This is a genomic window from Microbacterium sp. DMC48 (assembly GCF_056313825.1).
On the sequence record NZ_JBQUZN010000006.1, the window covers coordinates 26,163 to 38,715 of the forward strand.

At 70.1% G+C, this 12,553-nt stretch carries 12 protein-coding genes; 6 read left to right on the forward strand and 6 right to left on the reverse strand.

Features of this window, described 5'->3' with window-relative positions:
• Positions 1 to 2: 2 nt before the first annotated feature.
• The 4 genes from ACT53O_RS12115 to ACT53O_RS12130 all read right to left on the reverse strand — a co-directional run bounded on the left by ACT53O_RS12115 (position 3) and on the right by ACT53O_RS12130 (position 5,566).
• Positions 3 to 815 (reverse strand): ABC transporter ATP-binding protein, encoded by an 813-nt coding sequence (locus ACT53O_RS12115; RefSeq protein ID WP_036321127.1) that lies wholly within the window; start codon positions 813 to 815, stop codon positions 3 to 5.
• Positions 816 to 837: 22 nt separating this feature from the next.
• Positions 838 to 1,935 (reverse strand): ABC transporter substrate-binding protein, encoded by a 1,098-nt coding sequence (locus ACT53O_RS12120; RefSeq protein WP_135948739.1) that lies wholly within the window; start codon positions 1,933 to 1,935, stop codon positions 838 to 840.
• Between the two features lie 74 nt (positions 1,936 to 2,009).
• Positions 2,010 to 4,766: a molybdopterin-dependent oxidoreductase gene (locus ACT53O_RS12125; protein WP_476152673.1), complete on the reverse strand. Its 2,757-nt coding sequence runs from the start codon at positions 4,764 to 4,766 to the stop codon at positions 2,010 to 2,012.
• Complete coding sequence (locus ACT53O_RS12130; RefSeq protein ID WP_476152675.1) at positions 4,763 to 5,566, reverse strand: FAD binding domain-containing protein; 804 nt, start codon at positions 5,564 to 5,566, stop codon at positions 4,763 to 4,765. Before ACT53O_RS12130 ends, ACT53O_RS12125 begins: the two co-directional genes overlap by 4 nt.
• Before the next feature lie 143 nt (positions 5,567 to 5,709).
• On the opposite strand from ACT53O_RS12130, the gene ACT53O_RS12135 reads away from it, so the two are divergent.
• The 3 genes from ACT53O_RS12135 (at position 5,710) to ACT53O_RS12145 (ending at position 7,875) form a co-directional block, all read left to right on the forward strand.
• Positions 5,710 to 6,789 (forward strand): XdhC family protein, encoded by a 1,080-nt coding sequence (locus ACT53O_RS12135; RefSeq protein WP_476152677.1) that lies wholly within the window; start codon positions 5,710 to 5,712, stop codon positions 6,787 to 6,789.
• Positions 6,786 to 7,340 carry a nucleotidyltransferase family protein gene (locus ACT53O_RS12140; protein WP_476152679.1) on the forward strand — a complete coding sequence of 185 codons (555 nt, stop codon included), beginning with the start codon at positions 6,786 to 6,788 and terminating at the stop codon, positions 7,338 to 7,340. Before ACT53O_RS12135 ends, ACT53O_RS12140 begins: the two co-directional genes overlap by 4 nt.
• A 103-nt stretch (positions 7,341 to 7,443) precedes the next feature.
• Entirely contained in the window at positions 7,444 to 7,875 is a 432-nt protein-coding gene (locus tag ACT53O_RS12145; RefSeq protein WP_294980969.1) for a DUF1761 domain-containing protein, read from the forward strand.
• A 1-nt stretch (position 7,876) separates the two neighbouring features.
• On the opposite strand, the gene purQ is transcribed toward ACT53O_RS12145, so the two are convergent.
• Both purQ and purS read right to left on the reverse strand, forming a co-directional pair.
• On the reverse strand, positions 7,877 to 8,584 hold the full coding sequence (purQ, locus tag ACT53O_RS12150; protein WP_036321138.1) for a phosphoribosylformylglycinamidine synthase subunit PurQ: 708 nt from the start codon (positions 8,582 to 8,584) through the stop codon (positions 7,877 to 7,879).
• Positions 8,581 to 8,826 carry a phosphoribosylformylglycinamidine synthase subunit PurS gene (purS, locus tag ACT53O_RS12155; RefSeq protein ID WP_036289123.1) on the reverse strand — a complete coding sequence of 82 codons (246 nt, stop codon included), beginning with the start codon at positions 8,824 to 8,826 and terminating at the stop codon, positions 8,581 to 8,583. The genes purQ and purS overlap by 4 nt, the downstream gene beginning before the upstream one ends.
• Positions 8,827 to 9,170: 344 nt before the next feature.
• Between purS and ACT53O_RS12160 the strand changes: the two genes are divergently transcribed.
• The 3 genes from ACT53O_RS12160 to ACT53O_RS12170 all read left to right on the forward strand — a co-directional run bounded on the left by ACT53O_RS12160 (position 9,171) and on the right by ACT53O_RS12170 (position 12,546).
• Complete coding sequence (locus tag ACT53O_RS12160) at positions 9,171 to 10,445, forward strand: ABC transporter substrate-binding protein (RefSeq protein WP_036321140.1); 1,275 nt, start codon at positions 9,171 to 9,173, stop codon at positions 10,443 to 10,445.
• Between the two features lie 86 nt (positions 10,446 to 10,531).
• The gene (locus ACT53O_RS12165; protein WP_036321142.1) at positions 10,532 to 11,632 is read left to right on the forward strand and encodes a carbohydrate ABC transporter permease; all 1,101 of its coding nucleotides are present in this window, start codon (positions 10,532 to 10,534) and stop codon (positions 11,630 to 11,632) included.
• Complete coding sequence (locus ACT53O_RS12170) at positions 11,629 to 12,546, forward strand: carbohydrate ABC transporter permease (RefSeq protein WP_294943862.1); 918 nt, start codon at positions 11,629 to 11,631, stop codon at positions 12,544 to 12,546. Before ACT53O_RS12165 ends, ACT53O_RS12170 begins: the two co-directional genes overlap by 4 nt.
• The last annotated feature ends 7 nt before the right edge of the window (positions 12,547 to 12,553 follow it).

Genomic DNA, 12,553 nt, shown 5'->3' on the forward strand with positions numbered 1-12,553 from the left:
GGCTACGCCTCGGCCTCGGCGCGGCCGTCGTGTCCGAACAGCAGCTCGGAGGCGCGGTCGACGAGCGCGTGGAACTCGGGCGTGCGCATCATCTCGGGCGTGCGCGGGCGCGGCAGGTCGACCTCGATGATCTCCTTGACCCGCCCGGGCCGCGGCGACATAACGGCGACGCGGTCGGCGAGGAAGATCGCCTCGCTGATGCCGTGGGTCACCAGCAGCGTCGTCGCCGGCTTCTCGGTCCAGATGCGCAGCAGCTCGAGGTTGAGGTTCTGCCGGGTCATGTCGTCGAGGGCGCCGAAAGGTTCGTCCAGCAGCAGCACGGACGGCTTCAGGACGAGGGCGCGTGCGATCGACGCGCGCTGGCGCATGCCGCCCGACAGCTGGGCGGGCTTCGCGTCGGCGAAGTCGCGCAGACCGACGAGGTCGATCAGCTCGTCGACGTAGCCGCGGTCGACTTTGCGACCGGCGACCTCGAAGGGCAGCTCGATGTTCTTCCGGATGCTGCGCCACGGCAGCAGTGCGTGGTCTTGGAAGGCGATACCCAGCTCGCTCTTGGCGCGCAGCTGGTCGGGGGTCTCGCCGTCGACGAGCGCGACGCCGTCGGTCGGGTGATCCAGAGCGGCGAGGATGCGCAGGATCGTCGACTTGCCGCAGCCCGAGGGGCCGAGCAGAGCGAGGAACGAGCCCTTGTCGGTGTGCAGGTCGGTGCCCTGCAGCGCCTGCAGCGAACGTCCGCCGCGCAGCGTGAACGACTTGGAGACTCCGGAGATCTGGATGCCGGTGCCGGCGGCAGTCGCGCCGGCACCGGCATCCATCGTGGATGACACGGACATCTCGTTAGGGCAGGTACTTCTTGAGCTCGGGGTGCTCGGCATAGATCTCGTCGATGATCGACGTGTCGAACAGCTGGTCGGCCGTCAGCTCCCAGCCCGAGGCCTTCAGCGACGCGAGGGTCTGGCTCTTCAGGTCGTCCGAGATCGTGAACAGGCCGTTGGCCTGGGTCTCATCGGTCGAGATGAGCTTCGCCTGCGCCTCGATGCCGGCCTTGACCTTGGCGGGGTTCAGTTCGCCGAAGGTGAGGTCGCCGGCCGCGGCCGAGTCGTTGTAGTGCTTCGTGACGACCGTCACGGTGTCGTCGACGGGCTTGGTGAAGGTGTCGGTCCAGCCCTTGATCTCGGCGATGAGGAAGGCCTTCAGCAGGTCCTTGTGCTCGGCGAGGTACTGGTCGGTGACGGCGTACGACTCGGCGACGTAGGGCAGACCGTTCTCGGCATACGCGAGGTTGGTGGTCTGATAGCCGGCCATCGAGACCGTGATCGCCTCGTTGGTGAGGTAGGCCATGAAGCCGTCGACGTCGCCGTTCATGAGAGGGGTCGGATCGAAGTCGACGGGCACGATCGTCAGCTGGCTCTCCGAGATGCCGTTCGCGGCGAGGAGCGCCTTGAACACCGAGGCGTTGGAGTCCTGCACGCCGATCTTCTTGCCGATGAGGTCCTTCGGCGTCGCGATGTTGCCCTTGTCCTTCAGCGACAGGATCGTGAAGGGGTTCTTCTGGAAGGTCGTCGCGATGATCTTCAGCGGGGCGCTCTGCTCCGACACGGCGGCGCCGACGGACGCGGCATCGGTCAACGCCACCTGCACCGAGCCGGAAAGGAGCTTGGCGACACCCGTGTCGGGGCCGGCGACACCCGTCACCTTGGAGAAGCCCGCCTGGTCGTAGTAGCCGTTGTCGTAGGCGTAGAACTCGCCCGCGAACTCCTCGTTCTTGATCCACGAGTACTGCACGCTGATGTCGCCGTAGCTGGCGGCCTCACCGGATGCCGAGGGGCTCGCCGCCCCTCCGGACGAGGAACAGGCCGAGAGGGCGAGGGCTGCGGCGGTGGCGACCGCCAGAATGATTCCGCCGCGGCGGCGACGGCTGGAGCGTGAGTGCATCGGGTCTCCCGGGTGCTGTGTCTTGTGCTGTGGATGCAGAACGGGCTGCGGTGATTCTGGAGACGATAGGTGTCTCACATTTCCGGCGTTTGCCCGTTCGTGTTTCGGTGGTGTGACGCGAGGCGCCAGACACGGTCGCGGCGAAACGGCTGCTCGTAGGGTCGAGCGCCGAGTGCGCGGGCGATGGCATTGCCGATCGCCGGCGCCACGGGGTTGTACGGCGACTCGCTCATCGACTTCGCGCCGAAGGGTCCGAGGTCGTCGGCGGTGTCGGCGAAGTACACCTCGGTGTCGGGGACATCGCCGAACTGGGGCACCCGGTACAGCCGGAAGACGGGGGTGGTGACCTTGCCGTCCTCGACCATGACCTCTTCGTACAGGGCGCTGCCGATGCCCTGCGCCACCCCGCCCTCGATCTGTCCGCGGCACTGCGCGGGATTCATCACGAATCCGGCATCCGCCGACTGGATCGACTGCAGAATGCGGACGACGCCGGTGCGCGGGTCGACGGCGACGCGGACCGCGTGGACGTTGAACGCCAGCGAACGGTGCTCACCCAGCTCGCTGCCGTCGGCGGTGAGCTCGCCCTCCGCCGTCAGCTCGCCGAGTCGCACGACGCGAACCGGCGTGTATACGCCGTCAGGCATGAGTCGGGCCGCCGCGGCATCCGTGCCGGTCAGCTCGGCCGCACGGGCACGCATTCGCGCGGCGAGCGCGAGGCAGGCGGCGTGCAGCGCCTTGCCCGCGACGGTGATGCCGGCCGATGCGAACGCGCCCGTGTCGTGGGCGACGGCGTCGGTGTCGGCGTGCCAGAGCTCGATGCCGTCGGGGTCGGCACAGAGGTCGGTGACCGCGATCTGGCGGAGCACCGTCGTGGTGCCGTTGCCGAACTCGGCAGTGCCGGCTCGCAGCAGGTACGTGCCGTCGGCGCGGAGGGTCACGCTCGTGTGCGCGACGTGGCCGAAGGGCGCCATCGTGGCGATCATCGCCGCCGCGACCCCTTCGCCGACGAGCCATCCCTCAGGGGCCTGGACGCCGTTGCCGCGACGCAGCGCGGACTCGGCGAGGTCGAGGCACTGATCGAACCCGTAGCTGCCCCACACGAGGTCGTCGTGGCCCGGGTCGTCCTGCGGGGTGACGGCGTTGCGCCGGCGCAGCTCGAACGGGTCGATGCCCAGACGCTCCGACAGCTGGTCCATCGCCGACTCCACGCCGAGCACCACCTGGCCGAGCCCGTATCCGCGGAACGCGCCCGACGGCACGTTGTTCGTGTACACGACCTCCGCGTCGAGCCGTTTGAGCGGAACCCGGTAGATCGTCGTCGACTCGGCGAGGGAGTGGAACATCACGCCGCGCGAATGGTTGCCGTACGCACCCGTGTCGCTCAGCAGGTCGATCGCCATCGCGGTCAGGCGCCCCTCGGCATCCGCGCCGAGCGTGACGCTCACCCGCATCGGATGCCGGACGGCGGCCCGCTGGAACTCGTCGGCGCGGCTGAACTCGAACGCCACCGGGCGGCGGGTGCGCAGCACCGCGAGCGCGACGAGGTCCTCGGTGAACATCTCCTGCTTGCCACCGAATCCGCCCCCGAGGCGGGCCGTGTGCACGCGCACGCGGTCGCGGTCCAGGCCGAAGATGTGCGCGATCTCGTCGCGCGCCAGAAACGGCACCTGCGTCGAGGAGCGCAGCACCAGGCGGCCATCGTCGTCGAGCCAGCCGATCGACCCGTGGGTCTCCAGCTGCGCGTGCGTGACCCTCGCGGTCTGCCACGTCCCGGTCACCGTCACGGCGCTCGCGGCCAGGGCGGCCTCGAGCTCGGCGGCGTCGGGCCCGGCGTGCACGCTCGCGATGACGTTGCGCTCCGCTTCGTCGACGCGGTCGGCCGGCGTGCGGTCGGGGTGCAGCAGCGGAGCGCCGGGGCGGCGCGCCTCGTCCGGGTCGAAGACGGCGGGGAGGGGCTCGTAGTCCACGCGGACGAGCCGGCACGCCTCGTCCGCGGCCTCGGCGGTCTCGGCGACCACCGCGGCGACCCGCTGTCCGATGTGGCGGACCACGTCGTCGAGCATGCGGGTGTCGTCGGGATCGTCGGTGCGGTGCTCATGCCGCCCGGTGGAATAGCGCACGTCGGGGACGTCGGCGTGCGTGAAGATCGCGACGACGCCGGGCACGGCGAGGGCGGCCGCGGTGTCGATCGCCGTGATGCGCGCGTGCGCGTGAGGGCTCGTGAGCAGCCGCAGCACGAGGGCGTCGGCCGCCGGGTGACCCGGCTCGAGATCGAAGGTGAAGCTCTCGCGCCCCTGCGTCAGCCGCGGGCCGGCGGCAGGCACGACAGAGCGGCCGACGACGCCCGGTTCGGATGCCGCGGCATCCGCCCCGCCTCGCTGTGCCGACCGCCCCGTCTCGCGCACCGCGGTCATGATCGCCTCGCGGATCGGGCGATACCCCGTGCAGCGGCAGAGGTTGCCCTTCATGCGACGGTCGAGGTCGTCGAGGTCGCTCTCGCAGAGCGTCGACGCCGTCACGCTCATCCCCGGCGTGCAGAACCCGCACTGGAAGCCGAAGCCGTTCGCCAACGCCTCCTGCAGCGGATGCAGCTCATCGCCCGGTGCGAGTCCGGCCGCCGTGGTGACGTGTCGACCCTCGACACGACCGGCGGGAATGAGGCAGGAGTGCACGGGCTCGCCGTCCAGCAGCACGGTGCAGGCGCCGCAGTCGCCCGCGTCGCAACCCTTCTTGACCTCGGTGTGGCCCGTCTCGCGCAGGAGGGTGCGCAGGCACTGGCCCGGACGCGGCTCGGCATCCACCTCGGCGCCGTCGACGACCCACTTCATGCGAGCTCCCTTCGGATGTCCTCCGCGAGCGCGGCGGCGACACCGCGACGCCAGTCGGCCGACCCGAGCGGGTCGGTGTAGTACCCCGGGGATTCCTCGATGGCGGCGGCGAGGGTCGCGGCATTCGGCAGCGCGGTGAAGCGCAGCACCGTGGGACGCCAGGTCGCCGCCGTCACACCGAAGACACTGGCGCCGTCGGGGTCGACCCGGCCCGTGACGACGGCTCCCGAGCGGCCGTGCTCGGCCAGGGCGATCTTGCGCAGCGCGGCGCGCGAGCGCAGCGCGTGGGCGGGCAGGCGGATCGCGCGCAGCACCTCGCCCCGCGCGAGAGACGTCGTTCCATTGCCCGTCACGAGCTCGGCGACGGGCAGCTCGCGGTCGCCGTCGTCGCTCCAGATCTCGGCGACGCCGTCGAGCCCGGCACACAGCGACACCATCGCGCCCGCCGCGAAAGCGCGGCAGACGTTGCCGCCGACGGTGGCGGTGTTCCAGATCTTGAACGAGGCGAGGAGGGCGTTCGCGGCATCCGGGATGATCGAGGCGGCCGTCCACGGTGCCGGGGCCTTCTGCGCGAACGCGACGAGGCGTGCGATGGTGCACGTCGCGGCGATGCGCAGACCCTCGGCATCGGCGTCGAGGTCGGCCCAGCCCATGCCGGTGAGGTCGACGAACCCGGTCGTTGCGGGCTGCGGCTCGCTCATCAGCCAGGTGCCGCCCGCCATGATCGTCTCGCCCTCGGCGAGCCGGAGGTCGTCACGGGTGCGCGCCGTCCGGAACGAGCGCACGGTGGTGATGTCCATGTGTCGCTCCGATCTGGGTCACGTCCCGTCCGCGGCGTCGGGTGCGCGGGCCGGATCGGGTTCGAGTGAAACAGAGTGCCGTTTCGCCCGTGTTTCACGCGCACGCAACAGGCCCGCAACGAGCGGCGATTACGGTGACGACCATGCGCGAGATCCTGTCCCCGGCAGCCCAGTGGGTGCGCGAGGGGCGCGTGTTCGCGATCGCGACGGTGGTCGCGGTTTCCGGCAGCGCGCCGCGGCCCGTCGGGGCGAGCATGATCGTCTCGGATGCCGGGGTGTTCGGGAACGTGTCCGGCGGCTGCGTCGAGGGGGCCGTGTACGAGCGCTGTCTCGACGCGATCGTCACCGGCGCGGTGTCCATCGACAGCTTCGGCTACAGCGACGGCGAGGGCTTTGCCGCGGGATTGACCTGCGGGGGAGCGGTCGACGTGCTCGTGCGCCCCGTGTCGCCCGGCAGCGCCGCGGCGGCCCAGCTCGCACTGCTGGCCGAGCGGGATGCCGCGGGCATCCCCACCCGCTTCCGGCTCGTCACGTCGGGGGCGCTGCGCGGACAGGGGACGGTGCGGGACGGGTCCGCGCCCGCGTTCGAAGCGGATGCCGCCGCGATCGTCGTCGAGGTCGGCGCGCGCCCGCGACTCATCGTGGTCGGCGCCGTGGAGTTCGCCGTCGCCCTCGCGCGGCTCGGCACGGCGATGGGACACCGCGTGAGCGTGGTCGATCCCCGAGATCTCTTCGCCACCGCCGACCGCTTTCCCGGCGCGGAGGTCGTGGTCGACTGGCCCGACCGCTATCTCGCCGCCGAGAGGCTCGAGGCGGGCACGGCGATCTGCGTCCTGAGTCACGATCCGCGACTGGACGTCCCGGCACTCCGGGTCGCGCTCGGCTCGCCCGCCGATTACGTGGGAGCCATGGGCAGCCGCCGCACCCACGACGATCGCCTCCGCCGCCTCCGCGAGGCCGGCGTGGGCACCGCCGCTCTCGCTCGCCTGCGCTCGCCGATCGGGCTCGATCTGGGTGGCGTGTCGGCGGAGGAGACCGCGCTGTCGATCCTCGCCGAGATCATCGCCGATCGTCGGGGCGGGTCGGGTGCACGGTTGTCGGGTCTGGCCGGACCCGTCCACGCCGCCGCTCGCGGCGGGGGGCAGGCGGTGACCGTGCCGGCGAGCCCCGCGGTCTGCGCGCCGATCAGCGCTGTCGGCCGGGCGCCCGCCGGGCGTTCATGACGGTCTGCGGGGTCGTCCTCGCGGCGGGCGCCGGCACCCGCTTCGGTGGCCCGAAGGCGCTGGCCCGCACCGCCGCGGGAGAGTCGTGGCTGGTGCTCGCCGTCGGCACGCTGCGCGCCGCCGGGTGCGTCCCGGTCGTCGTCGTGCTGGGCACCGGCGCCGACGAGGCGGAACCGCTCGTCCCGACGGGAACGGTCGTGGTGCGCGTCGCGGACGGGTGCCGCGAGCTGTCGGCATCCGTCCGTGCCGGGCTCGAGGCTGCCGCCGGTTCGAGCGCCGTCGCCGCGCTCGTGGTTCCCGTGGACGTGCCGGAGCTGCCGGCATCCGCGTGCCGTCGGGTGATGCGGCGTGCCGACGGCGACGCGCTCCGGCAGGCCGCGTACCGTGGCCGCCCGGGTCATCCGGTGCTGATCGGCCGGGCGCACTGGCCGCGGGTCGCCGGCGAGCTGGCCGGTGACAGGGGTGCCGGCGCCTACCTGCGCGCGCACGGCGCCGAGCGCGTGGAGTGCGCCGACCTGTGGCACGGCCGCGACCGGGATACCCGCGACTGACGCCGCGCCCGCGGTCCACCCACCGTCGCCATTGCCCTGTACGCCGCGCCGAGCGAGGCGGTAGCCTCGCGGCACGGCACCGGCTCACCCACCAGGAGGCGTCATGATTCCCGAGATCAACTATTGGGCCGTGCTCATCGGCACGGTTCTCAGCATGGCGCTGGGCGCCGTCTGGTACTCGCCGGCGCTCTTCGTCGACCGGTGGGCACGCCTGGCCCGCATCGACATGAGCGCACGTCGCGGCTCGCCCGCGATTCCGCTGATCGTGTCGGCGGTCGTGACGTTCCTCACGGCGTGGGTGCTGGCGGGCTCGGTCGCGATCGCGTGGCACTTCTACGGCGGCGGCTACCTCGCCTCGGCGCTCGTGACAGCGGTCACGCTCTGGGCCGGTTTCACCGCGGCGCGGGTCATCACCCACGACGCGTTCGAAGGGCGCCCGTCGCAGCTGACGGTGCTCACGATCGGATTCGAGCTGACATCGGTGCTGCTGATGGCGCTCGTCATCGGACTCTGGCCGCCGATCGGAACCGTCTGACTCAGGCGGCGGCGCCCACCACGGCGGCGATCGCCGAGGTGAAGAAGCCCAGGCCGTCCACGCCCGAGCGCATCGCGTCGGGGGTGTTCGGGCCGAAGCCCGGCTCCACCGCGTGCTCGGGGTGGGGCATGAGGCCGACGACGTTGCCGTGCTCGTTCGTGAGACCCGCGATGTCGTCCAGCGAGCCGTTGGGGTTCACGCCGAGGTAGCGGAACGCGACGAGTCCGTCGCCCTCGATCCGCTTCAGCGTCTCGGCCGAGCAGATGTAGCCGCCGTCCGCGTTCTTGAGGGGGATCGTGATCTCCTGGCCGGTCTCGAACGCCGAGGTCCACGCGGTCGACGCGTTCTCCACGCGCAGGCGCTGGTCGCGCCGGATGAACTGCTGGTGGGCGTTGCGGATCAGACCGCCCGGCAGCAGATGAGCCTCCACGAGCATCTGGAAGCCGTTGCAGATGCCCAGCACGGGCATGCCCTTGGCGGCCGCGTCCTTCACCTCGGTCATGATCGGGGCGAGCGCGGCGATCGCACCGGCGCGCAGGTAGTCGCCGTAGCTGAAGCCACCCGGCAGGACGAGCGCGTCGACGCCCTCGAGGTCGTGCGACCCGTGCCAGAGGGCGACGGGCTCGGCGCCCGCGAGGCGGATCGCCCGCTGGGCGTCGCCGTCGTCGAGCGAGCCCGGAAAGGTGATGACGCCGATGCGTGCGGTCATTCGACGACCTCGATGCCCACGACGTCCTCGATCACCGCGTTGGAGAGCACCTCGTCGGCCAGGGTGCGCACCGTCTCGAGGGTCTTCTCGTCGGCGACGTCGACGGTGAGCTCGAAGCGCTTGCCGATGCGGACGGCCGAGAAGCCCTCCACGCCGAGGCGGCCGAGGGCGCCGGCGACGGCCTTGCCCTGCGGGTCCAGCAGTTCGGCCTTGGGCATGACATCGACGACGATGGTGGGCATTCGGTCCTCCTGAGGGCCGCCTGACGGCCGCGGGGTCGTCCCGCCGACGGATGCCGGAGTCGGCGCGCCACGGGAGGGAAGGGGTCGCCCACAGTCTACGGGCATCCCGCCCTCGGCATCCGTTGCCAGCGCGACGCCGGGCGACGCGGACGCCGGCGAATTGCCACGGCCGCCGTTACGCAACTGTGATCGGCTCATGGGAGCGCTCCCTTGCATTCCTGGGAGCGATCCCATAACGTCGTCGGTGTCCGGTGAGAGCGCTCCCATTCCGATAGCGACGCGGCAACGCGGGGAGACGGGAACGCAACCCACGCACCTGAAACACATCCACAAAGGAGTGACACGTGAACACACGCGCACTGCGGCGCATCGGCCTCGTGGCCGGCGTCGCGACCACCTCCGCCCTCGTCCTCGCCGGCTGCGCCGGTGGCGGCGGCGGAGCAGCCACGGCCGACCCCAACGAGAAGGTCACCCTGACCGTTGCGACCTTCAACGACTTCGGATACTCGGACGCCCTGTTCGCCGAGTACACGAAGGAGCACCCGAACGTCACGATCGTGCACAACAAGGCGGCCACGAGCAACGACGCGCGCGCCAACTACTTCCAGAAGCTCGGCAAGACCGGCCTCGCCGACATCGAGGCCATCGAGGTCGACTGGCTGCCCGAGGTCATGAAGTACTCCGACCTGCTCGCGCCCGTTCCCGCCGACCTGAAGAGCCGCTGGCTGGACTGGAAGACCAAAGCCGCCACCGACCCCAAGGGCAACCTCATCGGCTATGGCACCGACATCGGCCCCGAGGGCGTCTGCTACCGCTCCGACCTGTTCGCCGCGGCGGGACTGCCGACCGACCGCGAGTCGGTCGCGAAGCTGCTCACCGGCGACTGGAAGACCTACTTCGACACCGGTGCCAAGTACACCGCCGCGACCGGAAAGGCGTTCTTCGACTCCGCCGGCGGCACCTACCAGGGCATGATCAACCAGGTCGAGGCCGCGTACGAGAACCCCTCGGACGGCAAGATCACGATCGACCCGCAGGTCGAGACGATCTACAACCAGGTGCTCGACGCCGCCAAGACGCAGTCCGCCCACCTCAGCCAGTGGTCCGACGACTGGATGGCCGGCCTGTCCAACGGCTCGTTCGCGACGATGCTCTGCCCGGGCTGGATGCTCGGTGTCATCTCCGGCAACGCCAAGGACGTCAAGGGCTGGGACATCGCCAACGTCTTCCCCGGCGGCGGCGGTAACTGGGGCGGTTCGTACCTGACCGTCCCCGCCAACGGCAAGAACGTCGCGGCTGCCCAGCAGCTCGCCGACTGGCTGACCAGCCCCGACACGCAGCTCAAGGCGTTCGAGGCGGCCGGCACGTTCCCGAGCCAGGTCGACGCGATGAAGTCCGACACGCTGCTGAGCTCGAAGAACGAGTTCTTCAACAACGCTCCGGTGGGCCAGATCCTCACCGACCGCGCCAACGCGGTCACCGTCTCGCCCTTCAAGGGCCAGTTCTACTTCCAGATCAACGACGCGATGCAGAAGGCTCTGACCCGCGTCGAAGAGGGAACGCAGGACAAGGCCGCCTCGTGGGCGCAGTGGCAGACGGAAGTCGCCGCCATCAAGTAAGGACGACGGCAGACATGTGACAGCGGGCCCGGGGGACCCTCCCGGGCCCGCTCCCTGCCTCAACCACGAGATCGAAGGACTGAAGAGTGGACACCACCAGAACCTCCACGCGCGTGCGCGGCACCGCCGCCATCGCCGCGCGTCAGCCGAAACGGATCGGCTTCGGCAGCCGGCTGAGCTCGTGGGACCTCAAGCTCTCGCCGTACCTGTACATCTCCCCGTTCTTCATCCTGTTCCTCGTCGTCGGGCTCTTCCCGATCGGGTACACCGCGGTGATCTCCTTCATGGACTGGGACCTGGTGCGAAACTCCGGCACGTTCGTCGGGTTCGACCAGTACGCCACCGTGATCTCCGACCCGAAGTTCTGGGCGGCGCTGCGCAACACCTTCAGCATCTTCCTGCTGTCGTCGGTGCCGCAGCTCATCGCCGCCGTGTTCATCGCGGCGTTGCTGGATCAGAACATCCGCGCCAAGACCTTCTGGCGCATGGGCGTGCTCGTCCCGTACGTCATGGCCCCGGTCGCCGTGGCCCTGATCTTCTCGAACATGTTCGGTGACCAGTACGGCATCATCAACACCTGGCTGAGCAGCATCGGGCTGCCTCCCGTCATGTGGCATTCCGACACCTTCGCCAGCCACATCGCGATCGCCACGATGGTGAACTTCCGGTGGACCGGCTACAACACCCTCATCCTGCTGGCGGCGATGCAGGCCATCCCGCGCGACTACTACGAGGCCGCGACGGTGGACGGCGCCGGAAAGGTGCGCCAGTTCTTCGCGATCACCCTGCCGAGCCTGCGCCCCACCCTGATCTTCGTCATCATCACGTCCACGATCGGTGGCCTGCAGATCTTCGACGAGCCGCGCATGTACGACCAGACCGGCACCGGCGGCGCGAACAACCAGTGGCTGACGATCTCGCTCTGGCTCTACGACCTCGGCTGGGGCCAGTGGAACCTGGGCCGCGCCGCCGCGCTGGCCTGGATCCTCTTCATCATCATCCTGGTGATCGGCGTCATCAACCTCTTCATCACCCGCAACCTGGTGCGCGACGAAGGAAGCCGCAACACCCTCACCCGGGCACAGATGCGCGCCGCCCGACGCGCAGCCCGTGCCGCGGTCGCCGCCGATCGCGCGGCGGCATCCGAACCCCGTCGCACGAACGAATCAGCGGAGGTGACGCGATGAGCGTCCTCAACGAACAGGCCGTCCCCGTCGTCGACGACGCGCTGCCGACCCCGGGCCGGGGCGAGAAGAAGCGTCGTCCGCGCCACGTCAAAGGCACCCGCCCGGGCTGGATCGTCTACGCCTGCCTCGCCGCCGTGCTCGTCGGCAGCCTCTTCCCCTTCTACTGGTCGCTGCTGATCGGCTCCGGCGACTCGTACACGATCCGCGACCCCAACATGTCGTGGATCCCGGGCGGCAACTTCTTCGCCAACGCCGCGAAGGTCATGAACGATCCGGCCGTGAACTTCTGGATGGCCCTGTGGAACTCGATCATCAGCTCCGGCCTGATCGCCATCTCGGTCGTGTTTTTCTCCACGCTCGCAGGCTGGGCGTTCGCCAAGCTGAAGTTCAAGGGATCGAGCTGGCTGCTCGTCTTCGTCATCGCGACGATGGCCGTCCCCACCCAGCTCGGCGTCGTGCCGCTGTACATCCTGTTCAGCGACATGGGCTGGACCGGTCAGCTCGGCGCGATCATCGTGCCCGCCCTCGTGAGCGCGTTCGGCGTGTTCTGGATGACGCAGTACCTGCGCCAGGCGGTGCCCGACGAGCTGATCGAGGCGGCCCGCGTAGACGGGGCGAGCTCGTTCCGCACCTTCCTCACCGTCGGCCTGCCGGCCGCGCGGCCCGCCGCTGCCATGCTTGCGCTGTTCACCTTCGTGTCGGCGTGGAACAACTTCTTCTGGCCGTTCATCGTTCTCGACCGGCAGAACCCGACGCTGCCCGTGGCGCTGTCGCTGCTGCAGTCCAACTACTTCATCGACTACTCGATCGTGCTCGCGGGCGTGCTTCTGGCCACGATTCCGCTGCTGATCCTGTTCGTCTTCGCCGGCAAGCAGCTGGTCAGTGGCATCATGCAAGGCGCGGTCAAGGGCTGAGCGCCCG